Source organism: Noviherbaspirillum autotrophicum (assembly GCF_000818395.1).
In the GTDB taxonomy this organism is placed as follows: domain Bacteria; phylum Pseudomonadota; class Gammaproteobacteria; order Burkholderiales; family Burkholderiaceae_D; genus Noviherbaspirillum; species Noviherbaspirillum autotrophicum.
On record NZ_JWJG01000028.1, the window covers coordinates 1880972 to 1896920 of the forward strand.

Sequence of the window (15949 nt, forward strand, 5' to 3'; positions counted from 1 at the left end):
GGCAGCTGCTCCGAAAAAGGCAGCTGCTCCGAAAAAGGCAGCTGCTCCGAAAAAGGCAGCTGCTCCGAAAAAGGCAGCCGCTCCGAAGAAGGCAGCAGTCGCCAAGAAGCCGGCAGCAGCTCCTGCTCCCGCTGTAAAGACCACGCTGAACCCGGCAGCGGCTTGGCCGTTTCCGACCGGTACCCGTCCGTAATTGACGGCTTGCTTGGATGCCTGATTAAGTTCAGGCAAAATGCCCGTTGTGTGACCTTGGGTTGCACGACGGGTTTTTTTATTTGGAGATCAGATAGTGCTGGAAAGCATACTTACCTTGATAGTCGATAGCGTGGCCGCAGTGTTGGGAGGCGCGCTGTTACTCCGCTTCTGGATGCAGGTCGTACGCGTGCGGCCGCCGTCATCGATCGGCCAGTTCATCTTCCAGCTGACCGACTGGATGGTCAAGCCACTGCGCAAAATGCTGCCTGGCGTCGGCGGTTATGACTGGGCCAGCCTGATTGGCACCCTCTTGGTGATTCTGCTCGCGGTTGCGATCGATCTTGCGGTGATGTCGCACTTTGTTCCGCAATATCTGGTGCTGCTGTCGCTGCTGCGCTTGTGCGAGTGGATATTTTACGGCTTCATGGGGTTGATCATTATCGAAGCGATCTTCAGCTGGGTGAATCCGCATGCGCCGTTGGCACCGTTCGTGCACGCGCTGAATGAACCGCTGCTGCGTCCGCTGCGTCGCGTGATCCCGCTCGTGGGCAGTATCGACCTGTCACCGCTCGTGGCGCTCATCCTGCTGCGTATCGGCCTGCAACTGGTGAGCACACTCCTTTTGTCGGCCGCATGAAAGACTGGTGCAGCGTAGTGCCGCGCGGCATTCGATTGACGGTGCAAATCATGCCGAATGCGAAAAAGAGCGAGGTGATCGGCGTGCTCGACGACGCGCTGAAAATCCGGCTGCATGCGCAACCGATCGAAGGCAAGGCAAATGACGCGCTGGTGCGCTATCTGGCTGATGTGCTCGACGTTCCCAAAAGCGCCGTGACGATTACCCACGGCCACACCAGCAAGCGCAAGATGATTGAAATTGTCGCTTCGCAGCTGACACCCGAGAAAGTGCGCCTGGCGCTGTTTCCTGGCATAAGTCACTAAGGCGCCGCGCAACGTAGGCCTGGCGACGCCTGTGTCCGCAAGCTCAGCGGCTAAGGCGTGTCACGGCGTTCGTAGCGGTAACCTGCACGGCATCGCCGATACGGAAGTCCTGACCCGGATCGACCGAATAGGTGCGTTCGTCACCGTTATCGAAGCGCACCGTTACTTCGGTATGACTATGGGTTGCCGCCGATTGCTCCGCATGCTGTCCAGCCATCCCGCCAGCCAATGCGCCGCCGATGCTCGCCGCCACGCTGCCGCTGCCATTGCCGATCTTGCTGCCGGCGATGCCTCCCAGAATGGCCCCCGCGAACGAAACCAGCCCGGACGACTGGCTGTTGTCACCGCGCACGGTGACATCGCGCACATTCACCACGGTGGCGCTGCGTACCATGGTCGTTCCCTCGGTCGACATCGTGACCGATGGCGATGGCTGCTGGGATGCGCAGGCGCATAACAGCGAAACCGAGAGCGGCAGCACGACGCGCATGATGTTCGTTCTCATGTCGAAATTCAGAACCGGTATCCGTACGCCTTCTGAAAGCGATCCTCGATTTCATCGCGCGACGGCGCGTGATTTTGTGCGCCCTGATAGGCGATCTTGATTGCGCCCATCAGGCTGGCAAGGCGCCCCGTGGTCACCCAATCCATGCCATTCGTCAGGCCGTACAGGAGGCCGGCGCGGAACGCATCGCCGCAGCCGGTCGGGTCGACCACCTTGTCGGCTTGAACGCAAGGGATGTCGATACGCTTGCCGTCGGTGTAGATTTCCGCGCCTTGTTCGCCGCGGGTGACGATCAATGCCGACACCCGTTCGGCGATTTTTTCCAGCGTCAGGCCGGTTCGCTGCATCAACAATTCCGCCTCATAATCGTTGACCGCCACATAGGTAGCGAGTTCAATGAAGCGCTCCAGCTCCGCTCCGCTAAACATAGGCAAGCCCTGACCAGGATCGAAAATGAAGGGCAGTGCCCGTTCCGCGCAATCGGTTGCGTGCTGCAGCATGCCGTCGCGGCCGTCCGGCGCGATGATCGCCAGCTTCACCGGGCCGGCGTCGGCGATCCGGTTCTCATGCGACAGCGCCATCGCGCCCGGATGGAATGCCGTGATCTGGTTGCTGTCGGCGTCCGTCGTGATGAAGGCTTGCGCCGTATACGAAGTCTCGATGGTGCGGATGCAGCGACGGGAAATTTGCTGCCGGTCCAGACGCTCCAGATAAGGGCCGCCGTCTTGGCCAATGGTCGCCATGATGAGCGGGTCGCCTTGCAGCAGCTTCAGGTTGTAGGCAATGTTGCCGGCACATCCGCCAAATTCGCGCCGGATTTCCGGCACCAGGAAGGCAACATTGATCTTGTGCAGCTGATCGGCCAGTAGCGCCTCGGAAAAGCGTCCCTGGAACAGCATGATGGTGTCGAATGCGAGTGAGCCGCAGATGAGGGATGTCATGGATGCCTGTCTAGTGGAAAAGATAGAAAATTGTACGGGTGATGTTTCGGCCCTGCGCGTTATCTTCATGACCGCACAGCACGGCCTACGGATAGAACAAATAAACCCGATATCCGGAAGCCTTCAGCTGTGCCAGCGCAAAGTAAAGCTTGACCGCTTGTTCCGATTTTGGCGCGAAACCCTTGCTGATCTCTTGTGATGCCGGTAGGTAATCACGCGGCGTAAATATGCGGCGGACAATCGGTTTGTCCTCCGTATCGTTCAGGGTCAGCTCGATGTTGGGCCAGGCTTGCACGGTTGCGCTGTGATTGCCAAGCAGGACAGACAGGCTGAAGGTCTTTTGATCGGCCGACGCCGCCTGCAATTCGCTCGATTCGATGGCCACTGTCTCGATTTGCATCGGCAAGCCGACTTCGCATCCGATCAGTTGGCAGGCAGTGAGCAGTGCCGGTTTGGCGTCAGGGAACCTTGCGGCGAGCTGGTTGCGGAAGATATGGATGCCCTGCGCCAGAACGGCGATCAGCAGTATCGGCAAGCCGATGGCCATCAGTATCCGCATAATCCGATGCATGCGCTGCCGGCGTCGTCCCTGCTTCACGAAGGCGGGTTCTTCATAGGCATTGTCGTCGGCTTGATCCGGTTCGTCAGCCGCCGCAGGCAGCTCTTCCTCTTCGGCCGGATCGCGCCAAGGCTGGCGCTGCATGTCGTCGATGGCCTTTTCCAGCGCATCGAGCTCGTCCGCCATGCCGGGTCGCTCAGACGCCGCACCGCGAGTATCGTCGGCCTTTGGCTCTGCAGGCGAGAATTCCATCAGCGTCATGCGCTGCAACGGGTCGTCGCTTGCGTTTTCGTCGTGATGGATCTGCTCGTCGCGGATGTCTTCTTGTGCGGCCGGAGCCTCGTCTGGAATGGAGGCAGGCACTACTTCGTCCGCCGGTGCCGATTCAGCCAGGTCTTCTGCTTCCGGCGCAGTCGCTGGCTCGTTCATTGGCTGCGGGGATTCTGCCGAGGCGGGGGGCGCTATATGTGGTGATGCAACTTGCGGCGTCGGTGCGGGCAGTGCACGCTCGGCTTCCTCCGGGCGCAGCAGGTTCTCGATACCGTTGAATATCTGTTTGCAGGAGCCGCAGCGCACCAGTCCGGCGCGCAGCTTCAGTTGGTCATGCGCGACCCGGAATGTTGTATGGCAATGAGGGCACTGGGTAGCGAGCGCCATGACTAGCGACTGGCGGCTTGCCCGGATAGCGCAACCCAGCCGTCATGCTCGGCCCATACCGACATGGTGATGAAGGGAGCGTAGGCGGCCGCGACCTCGTCGGCCTGGCGCGCAAGGATGCCGGAAAGTACCAGCGATCCGCCGGGGGCAACGCGCGATGACAGCATGGGCGCCATCAGTTTCAGCGGGCTGGACAGAATATTGGCAACTACCACATCGAAGGTCTGCGGCTGGCCGGCGTCCGCAAATTCCTCCGGCAGGTAAAACGCGATGTCGCAACGATTGCGCTCGCTGTTGTAGCGTGCGGACTCGATAGCCTGCGGGTCGATGTCGACGCCGATGACCTGGTCCGCCCCCAGCTTCTTGGCGACCATCGCCAGAATGCCGGAACCGCAGCCATAGTCGAGCACCGATCCTTGCGGCGCATTGGCTTCCAGCCATTCCATGCAAAGCCGGGTGGTGGGATGGCTACCGGTGCCAAAGGCCAGTCCGGGGTCCAGTTCCAGCAGCAACGCAGTGGGATCAGGAGCGTCGTGCCAGCTTGGCACCACCCAGATATTCTTGCCGATGTGGATCGGTTCAAACTGGGATTGCGTCAGGCGGACCCAGTCCTGCTCGGCTACCGGACGCAGTGTGTATGAAACCTTGCCGGCATCGATGCCGGCAGCAGCGGCGGCGGCGGCCACGATGGCGGCATGGTCCGCATCGGCTTCCGCCAATGCGACCACGCGGCTGTGTTCCCATGCCGCTTCGGGCGGCTCCATGCCGGGCTCGCCGAACAGAGGGCGTTCCGCGTCGGTGCCCTCGTCGGCGTCTTCCACCGACACCGACAGCGCGCCCGCATCCATTAATGCGTCGGACAGCGCCTCCGCATGGTCGCGTGCAACTTCGATGACGATTTCAGTCCAGCTCATGTGCGTGCCTTATTTACTTAGCGGTTTTGCCCGAATTTTTAGGCAGATCGGGCTTCTCGGCCAGCTTTTGTTCCAGGTAATGGATATTGGTGCCGCCTTCGATGAAGCGCGCATCCACCATCAGTTCGCGGTGCAGCGGAATATTGGTCAGGATGCCTTCGACGACCATTTCCGACAACGCGATCTGCATGCGGCGGATCGCCTGGTCGCGTGTCACGCCATACGCAATCACCTTGCCGACCATCGAATCATAAGTCGGCGGCACGAAATAGCCGGCGTAGGCATGCGAGTCGACGCGGATGCCGGGGCCGCCCGGGGCGTGCCAAGCGATGATGCGGCCGGGCGACGGCGTAAACTTGAACGGGTCTTCCGCGTTGATGCGGCATTCGATGGCATGCCCGGCCAAGGTGATGTCGCGCTGGCGGAAGCGCAGTTTTTCGCCGGCTGCCACGCGGATCTGTTCCTGCACCAGATCGACGCCGGTGATCATTTCGGTGACCGGATGCTCCACCTGGATACGAGTGTTCATCTCGATGAAGTAGAACTCGCCGTTTTCATAGAGGAATTCGAACGTACCTGCGCCGCGGTAGCCGATCTTGCGGCAGGCTTCCGCGCAGCGGTCGCCGATGCGTTCGATCAGCTTGCGCGGAATGCCGGGAGCGGGCGCTTCCTCGATCACTTTCTGGTGGCGGCGCTGCATCGAACAGTCGCGTTCGCCCAGCCAGACTGCATTCTTGAACTCGTCAGCCAGCACCTGAATTTCCACGTGGCGCGGATTTTCCAGGTACTTCTCCATATAGACTTCCGGATTGCCGAATGCTGCACCGGCCTCCGTCTTGGTCATGGTAACGGCGTTGAGCAGGGCTGCCTCGGTGTGCACGACGCGCATGCCGCGTCCGCCGCCGCCGCCGGCCGCTTTGATGATGACCGGGTAGCCGATCTTGCGCGCAATGCGGATGATTTCCTTCGGATCTTCCGGCAAGGCGCCTTCCGAGCCGGGCACGCAGGGCACGCCGGCCTTGATCATAGCGTGCTTGGCGGAGACCTTGTCGCCCATGAGGCGGATCGATTCCGGCCGTGGGCCGATGAAGACGAAACCGGATTTTTCCACGCGTTCGGCGAAGTCGGCGTTCTCCGACAGGAAGCCGTAGCCGGGGTGAATGGCTTCAGCGTCAGTGACTTCTGCCGCGCTGATAATCGCTGGCATATTCAAATAGCTTTGAGCGGAGGGGGCCGGGCCGATGCAGACCGACTCGTCGGCCAGCTTGACGTATTTAGCATCGCGGTCGGCTTCCGAATGGACGACCACGGTTCTGATGCCCATCTCGCGGCAGGCGCGCTGGATACGCAACGCGATCTCGCCGCGGTTGGCAATGAGGATTTTTTCAAACATGTTTATTGTGATGCGTTAAGTGCGTTTGGGAACGGCGTGAACTAGGATGCGCGACACTTAACCGATCACGAACAGCGGCTGGCCGAACTCCACCGGCTGGCCGTTTTCAACCAGGATCTGCTTGATGACACCCGACGCGTCGGCATCGATTTCATTGAGCAGCTTCATCGCTTCGATGATGCACAGGGTGTCGCCTTCCTTCACGGTCGAACCGACCTCGACGAATGGCGGCTTGCCCGGGGCGGAAGCGCGGTAGAAGGTGCCGACCATCGGCGACTTCACCACATGGCCTTCCGGCTCGGCGGGAGCAGCCGCAACAGGCGCGGCGGCGGGCGCTTGCGGCGCGGCAGGCGCCGCCATGTTCTGCGGCATCGATTGCTGCGGCATCATGACGACCTGGCTTTGCGGTACGCCAGAGGATTTGACGATACGGACTTTGCTGTCGCCCTCGGTCACTTCCAGTTCGGCGATGTCCGATTCGGCGACCAGGTCGATCAGCGTCTTGAGTTTTCTTAGATCCATATGAAATCCCTCAGATTATTTGTGTGTCACGTTTCAATTCGCCGCAAATTATAAGTTGTTCGCGGCAAAATCCCGGAAATTAGAGTTTTTTCAACGCGAATTCGATCGCTGCCCGATATCCTTCCACCCCCAGCCCGCAAATGACGCCTACCGCGATTGCAGACAGAAAGGAATGATGCCGGAATGCTTCACGTTGATGAACATTAGAGATATGTACTTCGACAAAAGGAATGGCAACTCCCGCCAAGGCATCACGCAGCGCGACGCTGGTATGCGTCAAGCCACCCGGATTGATGACGATGGCATCGATCCCTTCTTTCCTGGCATCGTGAATGCGGTCGATCAGCGCGCCTTCGTGATTGCTTTGATAGCTGACGAGAGCTGCACCGGCAGCTTGCGCTTGCTCGATTGCTGCGCGTTCGATATCGGCGAGCGTCGTCGATCCGTAGACTTCCGGTTCACGCGTGCCCAGCAAATTCAGGTTCGGGCCATTAACCAGAAGAATTTTTTTTGCCATGGAGTTGCCGCTCCGTTTGACGAGAATGGCGCATTTTGCCGCCAAATGATGCCGATTGGCAAGGAGAAAAGATATCTTGCCTTTACAGTGCTTTCAGGTCGTTCTTTAACGCCTGCATCTTGAGTCTGCCGAGATAGGTTTTCCTGACCCGACCATCCGAGCCGATTATGACCGTAAACGGAAGGCCGCCTGCCTGATTGCCAAGTTGGCGCGCCAATTCGGAGGCATTCATTCCGCCCACATAAAGCGGGTAAGCAATCTTATATTTGGTTGCAAATTCGGCGATATTTGCAGCGGAATCAATGCCAATGCCAAGAATCTGGACTTTGGTCGGCGCCAGTTCGGCCTGCAAAGCAGACAACTCCGGCATTTCAGCAACGCACGGCGCACACCATGTTGCCCAGAAATTTACAATCAGCGGTTTCCCTTCCCATTGGTCCAGAACCTGAGGTTTACCGCTGGCGTCGGGCATGGTTTCCGACAATAGCTTGGCCACGGCTGCCATATCGGGCGTCTTGGGTTGCTGCTGGGCGTTGCTCAGGAAAAAGCCGAGCGTAGCGAATGTCAGTGCAATTGCGCTAAATAAGAGAATATTTTTCTTCATTTTTCTTCAGATTCCGCGATGAGCGTGCGGACCGCATCCTTGTCGGCACGAACCAGCTTGCCTTCCGCGCCGCCTTTGAGCGCACCACGCAAGTCATCTATTTCGTATAGAGCAAGATGTATGCCTTCGTTTTGCCAGAGAAAACTCAGGGTTTCCACCGGCTCACCCCGTCCTTTGAAATGCGCGCTTTCCGAGACTTCGAAATCGACATTCTTATTAATAAGAAAAATTTCTACATCCTTGGCGCTGTCTGGAAAAAGTTGCAAGTGGATATCCGAATGCTCGCCCGCCGTACCATTCAATACGGCGCCGATCAGATAGGGCGTAAATTGCGCCAGCTCGTCCATCATGCGCAGCGCTAGTTTCCTAAGATGCAATAGGCGCGCCGGTTGGCTGTCTGCAAAGAACAATTCATTATATTGCCGAACTTCTTCTTCAATCTGGGCGTTATCGGGCATGATGTCGCCACGAACTTTTGTATTCCCCAAGATTTGCTTGGCTGCCTTACGCTTTGCGGTGCCATAATCGGCGCCGTCTTCGGCAATCATGCGCGCTGCTGCTGCTGCAATTTCGGCACGCAATGTCTCTATATTGGAGGAGTAATTGCTCATGGCGTGGATGATACCCCGTAGCGAGGACGAGGGTCAGGTAAAATCTTGGATTCGCCAGAAATTGCTTGCGCGTGCTGGCCAGTCTTTCTGATTGGACCTTTTGCCGCGTGTTTTGGTCAGATTTAATTTTCATTTCATACGATGCACATCCATATTCTCGGCATCTGCGGCACCTTCATGGGCGGCCTTGCAGTGCTGGCCAAGGAAGCCGGCCACAAGGTGACTGGCTGCGACGCCAATGTTTATCCTCCAATGAGCACTCAGCTCGAAGCGCAAGGCATCGAGCTGATTGAAGGCTTCGGCCCGGAACAGGTGGACTTGAAGCCCGACCTGTTCGTGATCGGGAATGTCGTTTCGCGCAGCAATCCGCTGATGGAAGAAATCCTCAACCGCGGCCTGCGCTACACCTCGGGACCGCAATGGATCGGTGAGCACATCCTGCAAAACAAATGGGTGCTGGCGGTCGCCGGCACCCACGGCAAGACCACTACCTCGTCGATGCTGGCCTGGATTCTGGAAGACGCCGGCTACCATCCGGGTTTTTTGATCGGCGGCGTGCCGATGAATTTCGGCATTTCCGCGCGCCTGTCGGGTAAGGAAGCCGATTCTGCCTTTTTCGTGATCGAGGCGGACGAATACGACACGGCGTTCTTCGACAAGCGCAGCAAGTTCGTGCATTACCGGGCGAAGACGGCCGTCCTGAACAACCTGGAATACGATCACGCCGACATTTTCCCGGACCTGGGCGCGATCGAAACCCAGTTCCATCATCTGGTGCGCACCGTGCCCGGCGTCGGACGTCTGATCGTCAACGGCCGCGAAGAGTCGCTGCAGCGCGTGGTGGCACGCGGCTGCTGGAGCGACAAGGAATGGTTCGGCGTGGATGGCGGCAATGGCTGGGCCTTCCGCACGCATGAAGACGGCAGCTTTGATGTGCGCTTCGATGGCGAAGTGCAGGGGACGGTGGACTGGGAACTGACCGGCGAGCATAACCGGCTCAATGCAGTCGCCGCGATTGCCGCTGCGCGCCATGTGGGCGTGCCGCCCGCGCAGGCGATCGAGTCGCTCGGCAAGTTCGAGAACGTCAAGCGTCGCATGGAAGTGCGCGGCGCGGTCAACGGCGTGACGGTCTATGACGACTTCGCCCATCATCCGACGGCGATTGCGACTACCGTGGCCGGCCTGCGCAAGAAGGTGGGGAGCGCGCGCATTCTGGCCGTGCTGGAGCCGCGCTCCAATACCATGAAACTCGGCACCATGAAGGGGGCACTGCCCGACAGTCTGGTCGATGCCGACCTGGTGTTCGGCTACGGCGCGAAATCCGGCAAGGATGCGCTCGGCTGGAACCTGGGCGAAGCACTCGCGCCGCTCGGTGCCAAGGCGGCGGCGTTCGACGAGCTGGATGGGCTGGTGCAGGCAATCGTGAAGGCGGCCAAGGCGGGCGACCATGTGCTGGTGATGAGTAACGGGGGATTCGGCGGGGTGCACCAGAAGATCCTGGACGCGCTCGCGCAATGATTCTTTATCTGCACGGCTTTCGCTCGTCGCCGCAGTCATTCAAGGCACGCCTGCTTGGAGAACGCCTGCGGGCGCTTGGACAAGAAGGTCAATACCGCTGCCCGCAACTGCCGGCGTCGCCGCGCGAAGCGATTGCGCTGGCCTCGCACATCGTGCGAGCTGCCGGTCCAGCGGCGACCCTGATCGGGTCATCCTTGGGCGGCTATTACGCGACCTGGCTGGCCGAGCAGTTCGGCTGCCGCGCGGTGCTGCTCAATCCGGCGGTCAAGCCGCCGCGCGACCTGGAAAAATACGTTGGCGTAAGCACCGCCTACCATTCTGACCAGCCGTTCAAGTTCAAGCGGGAATACATCGATGAACTTAGGGCGCTGGAAGTAGCGCGCGTCACGCGCCCGGAGCGGTATTTCCTGATCGCCGCCACCGGCGACGAAGTGCTCGACTGGCGCGAGATGGTGGCGCATTATCCGGGCGCCAACCAGCTTGTGATCGAAGGCAGCGACCACGGCATTTCCGAATTCGGGCGATACGTGGATCGGGTATTGACATTTTGCGGCGTCGGGGAGGCGTGCAAGTGACATTTCACGCAGTAGGGCATGCGCGCTGGGTGTCGCATGTAAATGGGGTCAATCCGACGCGCGCCATGCGCGGCTGGCTGACCGACACGGAATCGCTGACGGTCAAGCTGATTGCGCACAGCCAGCATTTCCGGGTGCGCCGGCTGCACCAGGCGCGCGCTTTCTGTCTGGCGGACGAGCATGCGATGATCGACCTGCCGCGCCGCGCCTGCGTGCAGGAGCGGGAAGTGCTGCTGCAATGCGACGGCCGCCCGGTCGTCTATGCGCATACGGTGGTGCCGCTCAGTGCAACCACTTCCGACTGGCCGTTTTTCGGCACGCTGGGCGAGCGTTCGCTCGGCACCACGCTGTTCGGCGACCCGCGCGTGATGCGCGGCACCTTGCAATTTGCACGATTGCGCGAGCAGCATCCGCTGGCGCGGCGGGCCCGTAAGGCGGTAGGACGCGACGCAGTCAATTTTCCATTGTTCGCACGCCGCTGCCTGTATCGCCGCAAGAACGGCGTGTTGCTGGTCACCGAGCTGTTTCTGCCGGCGATCGCCGCGCTGACACGAACATAGTTTTTATATAAGCAAAGCAATCGATGAATCTTTTTTTCGAGGAATCCGGCGACTTCAAAGCCGGCACGGTGTTGTCGCAACAAGGCGAGGCTTATCAGGTCGAAATGCAGACCGGCAAGCGCACCAAGGTCAAAGCGCGCGACGTGCTGCTGCAATTTGCAACGCCCGAGCCTGCGCAGCTGATGGCAGATGCACAGGCGATTGCTGACGACATCGACCTGGATTTTTTGTGGGAAGTCGCTGGCGAAGAAGAGTTTGGCTTTGCCGAACTGGGGGCGGAATATTTCGGCCACGCGCCGCGCCCTGACGAGGCCGCCGGATTGCTGCTGCGCCTGCACAGCGCCCCCGTCTATTTCTACAAGAAGGGCAAGGGGCGCTACAAGGCGGCGCCGGAGACCTCGCTCAAAGCCGCGTTGGCAGGCATCGAAAAGAAAAAGCAGCAGGCGCTGATCCAGGCGCAGTATGCGGAAGAGCTGAAAGCGCACCGTCTGCCGGACGCCATGAAACCGCTGGCGCTGCAGCTGCTGTTCAGGCCGGACAAGAACGGCATCGAATACAAGGCGCTGGAGGCGGCGTGCGCTGAGCTGCAGACGTCGCCGCAACGCCTGATGCTGGCCGCCGGCGGGATCGGCTCGCCGAAGCAGCTGCATCTGGCGAAATTCCTGTTCGAGTATTTTCCGAAGGGGACCGGTTTTCCATCCATCGACCTTCCCGTGGTGCCGGAGTTGCCGGTTGCTGATGTGCGGGCCTTTTCGATCGACGATGTGACGACGACTGAAATCGACGACGCGTTGTCGGTTGTGCAGCTGGACGACGGCAAGGTGCGGGTTGGCATTCACATCGCCGCCCCGGCGCTCGGCATCAAGCGCGGCGACGCGATCGACGCGATCGCGCGACAGCGCCTGTCGACTGTCTACATGCCGGGAGACAAAATCACTATGCTGCCGGATGCGCTGGTCGACGCGTTCACGCTGGCCGAAGGCAAGACCTGCCCGGCGGTATCCTTGTACGCGACGCTCGACCCGGCCGACTGGTCGGTGGTATCGACCGAGATCCGCGCGGAAGCAGTGCCGATCGCTGCCAACCTGCGCCACAACGACCTGGATGAACTGGTCACCGAGGAAAACCTGGCGGCCGGCGCCGGCGAGTATGCGCACAAGGACGAGATCGCCTTGCTGTGGCAGTGGGTACAAGTGCTGGAAAAGGCGCGCATGGCCAAGCGCGAGAGCTTCGGCCTGAAGCCGGAGCAGACCAATCGCGTCGACTTCAATTTCTATGTCGAGGATGACGTCGTCTCCATCGTGCGCCGCAAGCGCGGCGCGCCGCTGGACAAGATCGTTGCCGAGCTGATGATCTTTGCCAACAGCACCTGGGGCAAGCTCATGCACGACCACGGCGTGCCCGGCATTTACCGCAGCCAGGGCGGCGGTGGCGGCGGCTGGGCGGCGAAGATGCAGGTGCGGATGGTGACGCACGCAGCGCCGCATCAGGGGCTGGGTGTCGACCAGTATGCATGGAGCACCTCGCCGTTGCGGCGCTACACCGACCTGGTGAACCAGTGGCAGATTCTGGCCTGCGCCGAGCATGGCGTGACGGCGCCGCTGGTGGCGCCGTTCAAGCCCAAGGACGCCGACCTGTTTGCGATCGTTTCCGCGTTCGACGCCGCCTATTCGGCGTATGCCGATTTCCAGTCCGGCATGGAACGTTACTGGTGCCTGCGCTGGCTGGCGCAGGAAAACGCGCGGCAGGTCGATGCCGTGGTACTCAAGGATGAAGTGCTGCGTCTGGTTGACATTCCATTAATCATTCGCCTGCCCGGCATGCCGCAGGCTGCGCGCGGCGTGCACGTCAAGCTCGATCTGATCCGCTGGGATGAAGTCGATCTCACGATCGAGGCAAGACTGATCGAAATGACAACAGAGCCGGCCGACGCCGAGGAGGCGTCCGCGCTGGTGGTGGAGGAGGAAGACGCCGCAAGCGAGGAGGAAGCTGCGGCCGAGTCGCCCCAGCAGCAATAAAGACGGCATTATTCACCGCTATTCACAACACTTTCCGTACGGCCTTTATCGTAAAATTCCATCCTTCTGCAATCGCCGTCTTGTATACGCGTAATGCTATTTGATCAAAACCGCACGTTGTCCATCGCCGTGGCGGCATCGGTGCTGTTGCACGGCGCGTTGCTGGCAGTGCGATTCGCTGCGCCCGAGGCCTTCCAGTTCAAGCCGGTCGACCCCGGTCTGGAAGTCATTCTCGTCAACGCCAAGCATGACAGGAAGCCGCTGAAGGCCGACGCGCTGGCGCAAGCCAACCTCGACGGCGGCGGCCATGCCGAAGCCGGGCGCGCCACGTCGCCCTTGCCGGACATGGGCAAAAGTGCCGATGGCGAAGCGATGAAGGCGCTGCAGCGGCGCATCGACGAACTCGAAAAGCAGCAGCGCATGCTGACCCAGCTGAATAAAAAGGCGCGCTTCACGTCGGCGCCGGTCAGGGATCAGCACAAGCCGGAGGCGCAGGCGCGGCCGGATGGCACCGACATGACCGAGAGTGCGCGCGAAATCATGCGGCGCGAGGCCGAGATCGCCAAGCGCATCGAGGATGAAAACAAACGGCCGAAGAAGACCTTCATTTCGCCCGCCACCCGGGAAGTCGGCTATGCGATGTACTACGACAGCGTGCGACGCCGCATCGAGCAGATCGGCACCCTGAACTTCCCGCAGAAGGACGGCAGGCCGCTGTACGGCAAGGTCATGATTTCGATCTCGGTATTCCAGGACGGGAAGCTGTACAGCGCGGATGGCGACAATGGCATCACCATCGACCGCCCGTCCGGCAACCCGGCACTCGACGAGGCCGCCAAGCGCATCATCCGCCGTTCGGCACCGTTCGGCGTCTTCCCACAGAACATGCGCTCGTCGCGAGGCGACGTCTGGGTGATGACGGCATTGTTCGACTTTACGCGAGAAGGCTTGCAGGCGACCATGCGGGAGGGCGTGAATTGACTGGGCGTTACGTGGTCATCGGCAATCCGATTGCGCACAGCAAATCGCCTGAAATTCATGCGCGCTTTGCCGCACAGACTTGCCAAGACATGGCCTACGAACGTGTCCTGGCGCCGCTCGACGGGTTCGAGCAGACGGTCCGGAGTCTGATCGGGCAGGGCGTCAAGGGCGCCAACGTGACGGTGCCGTTCAAGCTGGAGGCTTACGCCCTTGCCACTTCGCACACCGAGCGCGCGCAGGCGGCCGGAGCGGTCAACACGCTCACGTTTTCCGAGGGCGCGATCGTCGGCGACAACACCGACGGCATCGGCCTGGTCAATGACATCGTTCGCAATGCGGGCACCGAAATCAGCGGGAAAAAGGTCTTGCTGCTTGGTGCCGGCGGAGCGACGCGCGGCGTGCTGCTGCCATTGCTGCAGCAGCGCCCGGCAGCGCTGGTGATCGCCAACCGCACGGTGTCGAAGGCCGACGACCTTGCGCGCCAGTTCGCCAGTCAGGGCAACGTTCGCTCATGCTCCTTTGAAGCCTTGCAGGAATCCTTTGATATTGTAATCAATGCGACGTCCGCCAGCCTGAACGCCGATCTGCCGCCCGTCGCGCCGGTCGTGTTTGGCAAGGACACATTTGCCTACGACATGATGTACGGCGCGGAGCCGACCATCTTCATGCGCTTCGCCGCACAGCACGGCGCTGCCGTGCGTGACGGGCTTGGCATGCTGGTGGAGCAGGCTGCCGAAGCCTTCTTCGGCTGGCGCGGCGTACGGCCGGAAACGGCGCCGGTGTATGCCGAACTGCGCGCGGCGCTCTGATTCCAGATGAAGATGCTGCGCAAGCTATTGCTGTGGCTTGTCCTGGTGCCGGTGCTGTTCGTGCTGGTGATGCAGTTGTTCTTCTTCATCCAGATATGGTGGTGGGTGGACCACAACCCGGACTCGACCAGCTTCATGCGGCGCCAGCTTTCGGTGCTACGCGAAAAAAATCCCGATGCGCAGCTGCAGCACAAGTGGGTGCCTTACGGCCGCATCTCGAACAACCTCAAGCGCGCCATCATTGCTTCCGAGGATTCGAATTTCTCCGAGCATGAAGGCGTCGACTGGGAAGCCCTGCAAAAAGCGTACGAAAAAAACTCCAGGAAGGGCAAGGTGGTGGCGGGCGGCTCCACGATCACCCAGCAGCTGGCGAAAAACCTGTTCCTGTCGGGCGACCGCAGCTATGTGCGCAAGGCGCAGGAAATCGCGATCACCTACATGCTTGAATTCCTGATGGATAAAGAGCGCATCTTCGAGATTTACCTGAATGTGGTCGAATGGGGGAACGGCGTGTTCGGCGCCGAAGCGGCGGCTCAGCATTATTACGGCACGTCCGCTGCCAGTCTGAGTGCGAGCCAGGCTGCGCGGCTTGCCGTCATGCTGCCGCGCCCGCGCTACTACGACAAGAACCGCGCCTCGACCTATTTGGCTCGCCGTACCAACCTGATCTTGCGCCGCATGGGCGCGGCCGAACTTCCCTGAGCGTGGAGGGCGTGGATGAAATTGACGTACCAGAGAGGCGAACTGAGTTTGTTTTGGGCTGCGGTCGTCATCGGTGTCGTGACCCTGGCGGCAGTCGGCACACTGTTGTCAATGCGGCACGAACGTAATCTGTTTGGGGATGCATGGCAACGTGTCAAGCGTACCGATGCCGGCCAAACCGTGCAGGATGTGGCCGCGCAGGCAGGGCGCACGGAATCCGCAGCCATCCGTAAATGCCTAATTGATGGAAAGGTGACCTACTCCAACGTGGAATGCGGCGCGGGAAATCCGACCAGCCGCCGGCTTGCACTGCAGGACACCAAAGGCATCGAGGCGCCGAAGGCGTCGCCTGCTTTGCAGCCGACCAATCTGCCGGAAACAGTGCAGGAAAAGATGATCGAAAAGGCTGTACAGCGCTAAGGTTAC

20 protein-coding genes are annotated in these 15949 nt (G+C 60.4%); 10 read left to right on the forward strand and 10 right to left on the reverse strand.

The window, feature by feature from the left end; genetic code table 11:
- Positions 1–260 (reverse strand): hypothetical protein (locus tag TSA66_RS28205; protein ID WP_232429446.1); only part of this gene is annotated, 260 nt, incomplete at its 3' end.
- 29 nt (positions 261–289) lie between these two features.
- Between TSA66_RS28205 and TSA66_RS10020 the strand changes: the two genes are divergently transcribed.
- Both TSA66_RS10020 and TSA66_RS10025 read left to right on the forward strand, forming a co-directional pair.
- Positions 290–832, forward strand: coding sequence for a YggT family protein (locus TSA66_RS10020; RefSeq protein ID WP_040039891.1), 543 nt, complete (start codon positions 290–292; stop codon positions 830–832).
- Complete coding sequence (locus tag TSA66_RS10025; protein WP_040039892.1) at positions 829–1137, forward strand: DUF167 domain-containing protein; 309 nt, start codon at positions 829–831, stop codon at positions 1135–1137. Before TSA66_RS10020 ends, TSA66_RS10025 begins: the two co-directional genes overlap by 4 nt.
- A 43-nt stretch (positions 1138–1180) precedes the next feature.
- Here the strand turns inward: TSA66_RS10025 and TSA66_RS10030 are convergent, their stop codons facing one another.
- From TSA66_RS10030 to TSA66_RS10070, 9 genes are all read right to left on the reverse strand, one after another.
- A complete protein-coding gene (locus TSA66_RS10030; RefSeq protein WP_084199462.1) occupies positions 1181–1642 on the reverse strand; it encodes an outer membrane lipoprotein in 462 nt (153 codons plus the stop codon).
- An 8-nt stretch (positions 1643–1650) separates the two neighbouring features.
- Positions 1651–2583 (reverse strand): carbohydrate kinase family protein, encoded by a 933-nt coding sequence (locus tag TSA66_RS10035; RefSeq protein WP_040039893.1) that lies wholly within the window; start codon positions 2581–2583, stop codon positions 1651–1653.
- A gap of 85 nt (positions 2584–2668) precedes the next feature.
- Positions 2669–3799, reverse strand: a complete 1131-nt coding sequence (locus TSA66_RS10040; RefSeq protein ID WP_040039894.1) for a DUF3426 domain-containing protein — start codon at positions 3797–3799, stop codon at positions 2669–2671.
- A gap of 2 nt (positions 3800–3801) precedes the next feature.
- Positions 3802–4713, reverse strand: a complete 912-nt coding sequence (prmA, locus tag TSA66_RS10045) for a 50S ribosomal protein L11 methyltransferase (protein ID WP_040039895.1) — start codon at positions 4711–4713, stop codon at positions 3802–3804.
- Positions 4714–4726: 13 nt separating this feature from the next.
- Complete coding sequence (gene accC / locus TSA66_RS10050; RefSeq protein WP_040039896.1) at positions 4727–6106, reverse strand: acetyl-CoA carboxylase biotin carboxylase subunit; 1380 nt, start codon at positions 6104–6106, stop codon at positions 4727–4729.
- Between the two features lie 57 nt (positions 6107–6163).
- Positions 6164–6628: an acetyl-CoA carboxylase biotin carboxyl carrier protein gene (gene accB / locus TSA66_RS10055; protein WP_040039897.1), complete on the reverse strand. Its 465-nt coding sequence runs from the start codon at positions 6626–6628 to the stop codon at positions 6164–6166.
- Between the two features lie 79 nt (positions 6629–6707).
- Positions 6708–7145 (reverse strand): type II 3-dehydroquinate dehydratase, encoded by a 438-nt coding sequence (aroQ, locus tag TSA66_RS10060; RefSeq protein WP_040039898.1) that lies wholly within the window; start codon positions 7143–7145, stop codon positions 6708–6710.
- Positions 7146–7227: 82 nt separating this feature from the next.
- Positions 7228–7749, reverse strand: a complete 522-nt coding sequence (locus tag TSA66_RS10065; RefSeq protein WP_040039899.1) for a TlpA disulfide reductase family protein — start codon at positions 7747–7749, stop codon at positions 7228–7230.
- Positions 7746–8360, reverse strand: coding sequence for a hypothetical protein (locus tag TSA66_RS10070; RefSeq protein WP_040039900.1), 615 nt, complete (start codon positions 8358–8360; stop codon positions 7746–7748). Before TSA66_RS10070 ends, TSA66_RS10065 begins: the two co-directional genes overlap by 4 nt.
- Positions 8361–8501: 141 nt before the next feature.
- On the opposite strand from TSA66_RS10070, the gene mpl reads away from it, so the two are divergent.
- The 8 genes from mpl to TSA66_RS10110 all read left to right on the forward strand — a co-directional run bounded on the left by mpl (position 8502) and on the right by TSA66_RS10110 (position 15943).
- The gene (mpl, locus tag TSA66_RS10075) at positions 8502–9878 is read left to right on the forward strand and encodes a UDP-N-acetylmuramate:L-alanyl-gamma-D-glutamyl-meso-diaminopimelate ligase (RefSeq protein ID WP_040039901.1); all 1377 of its coding nucleotides are present in this window, start codon (positions 8502–8504) and stop codon (positions 9876–9878) included.
- The gene (locus TSA66_RS10080) at positions 9875–10453 is read left to right on the forward strand and encodes a YqiA/YcfP family alpha/beta fold hydrolase (protein WP_040039902.1); all 579 of its coding nucleotides are present in this window, start codon (positions 9875–9877) and stop codon (positions 10451–10453) included. The genes mpl and TSA66_RS10080 overlap by 4 nt, the downstream gene beginning before the upstream one ends.
- Complete coding sequence (locus TSA66_RS10085) at positions 10450–11013, forward strand: chorismate--pyruvate lyase family protein (protein WP_040039903.1); 564 nt, start codon at positions 10450–10452, stop codon at positions 11011–11013. The genes TSA66_RS10080 and TSA66_RS10085 overlap by 4 nt, the downstream gene beginning before the upstream one ends.
- Positions 11014–11036: 23 nt before the next feature.
- Positions 11037–13031 (forward strand): ribonuclease catalytic domain-containing protein, encoded by a 1995-nt coding sequence (locus tag TSA66_RS10090; protein WP_040039904.1) that lies wholly within the window; start codon positions 11037–11039, stop codon positions 13029–13031.
- A 93-nt stretch (positions 13032–13124) separates the two neighbouring features.
- Positions 13125–14012, forward strand: a complete 888-nt coding sequence (locus TSA66_RS10095; protein WP_040039905.1) for a TonB C-terminal domain-containing protein — start codon at positions 13125–13127, stop codon at positions 14010–14012.
- Positions 14009–14821: a shikimate dehydrogenase gene (gene aroE, locus TSA66_RS10100; RefSeq protein ID WP_040039906.1), complete on the forward strand. Its 813-nt coding sequence runs from the start codon at positions 14009–14011 to the stop codon at positions 14819–14821. Before TSA66_RS10095 ends, aroE begins: the two co-directional genes overlap by 4 nt.
- 6 nt (positions 14822–14827) lie before the next feature.
- Positions 14828–15523 (forward strand): monofunctional biosynthetic peptidoglycan transglycosylase, encoded by a 696-nt coding sequence (mtgA, locus tag TSA66_RS10105; RefSeq protein ID WP_040039907.1) that lies wholly within the window; start codon positions 14828–14830, stop codon positions 15521–15523.
- 15 nt (positions 15524–15538) lie between these two features.
- A complete protein-coding gene (locus TSA66_RS10110; RefSeq protein ID WP_040039908.1) occupies positions 15539–15943 on the forward strand; it encodes a hypothetical protein in 405 nt (134 codons plus the stop codon).
- The last annotated feature ends 6 nt before the right edge of the window (positions 15944–15949 follow it).

Coding starts and splice junctions, on each gene's coding strand:
- accB (WP_040039897.1), bottom strand. CDS start 6,628: ATGGATCTAAGAAAACTCAAGACGCTGATCGACCTGGTCGCCGAATCG.
- accC (WP_040039896.1), bottom strand. CDS start 6,106: ATGTTTGAAAAAATCCTCATTGCCAACCGCGGCGAGATCGCGTTGCGT.
- aroQ (WP_040039898.1), bottom strand. CDS start 7,145: ATGGCAAAAAAAATTCTTCTGGTTAATGGCCCGAACCTGAATTTGCTG.
- prmA (WP_040039895.1), bottom strand. CDS start 4,713: ATGAGCTGGACTGAAATCGTCATCGAAGTTGCACGCGACCATGCGGAG.
- TSA66_RS10035 (WP_040039893.1), bottom strand. CDS start 2,583: ATGACATCCCTCATCTGCGGCTCACTCGCATTCGACACCATCATGCTG.
- TSA66_RS10070 (WP_040039900.1), bottom strand. CDS start 8,360: ATGAGCAATTACTCCTCCAATATAGAGACATTGCGTGCCGAAATTGCA.
- mtgA (WP_040039907.1), top strand. CDS start 14,828: ATGAAGATGCTGCGCAAGCTATTGCTGTGGCTTGTCCTGGTGCCGGTG.
- TSA66_RS10030 (WP_084199462.1), bottom strand. CDS start 1,642: ATGAGAACGAACATCATGCGCGTCGTGCTGCCGCTCTCGGTTTCGCTG.
- TSA66_RS10025 (WP_040039892.1), top strand. CDS start 829: ATGAAAGACTGGTGCAGCGTAGTGCCGCGCGGCATTCGATTGACGGTG.
- TSA66_RS10065 (WP_040039899.1), bottom strand. CDS start 7,749: ATGAAGAAAAATATTCTCTTATTTAGCGCAATTGCACTGACATTCGCT.
- TSA66_RS10040 (WP_040039894.1), bottom strand. CDS start 3,799: ATGGCGCTCGCTACCCAGTGCCCTCATTGCCATACAACATTCCGGGTC.
- TSA66_RS10090 (WP_040039904.1), top strand. CDS start 11,037: ATGAATCTTTTTTTCGAGGAATCCGGCGACTTCAAAGCCGGCACGGTG.
- TSA66_RS10080 (WP_040039902.1), top strand. CDS start 9,875: ATGATTCTTTATCTGCACGGCTTTCGCTCGTCGCCGCAGTCATTCAAG.
- TSA66_RS10095 (WP_040039905.1), top strand. CDS start 13,125: ATGCTATTTGATCAAAACCGCACGTTGTCCATCGCCGTGGCGGCATCG.
- mpl (WP_040039901.1), top strand. CDS start 8,502: ATGCACATCCATATTCTCGGCATCTGCGGCACCTTCATGGGCGGCCTT.
- TSA66_RS10110 (WP_040039908.1), top strand. CDS start 15,539: ATGAAATTGACGTACCAGAGAGGCGAACTGAGTTTGTTTTGGGCTGCG.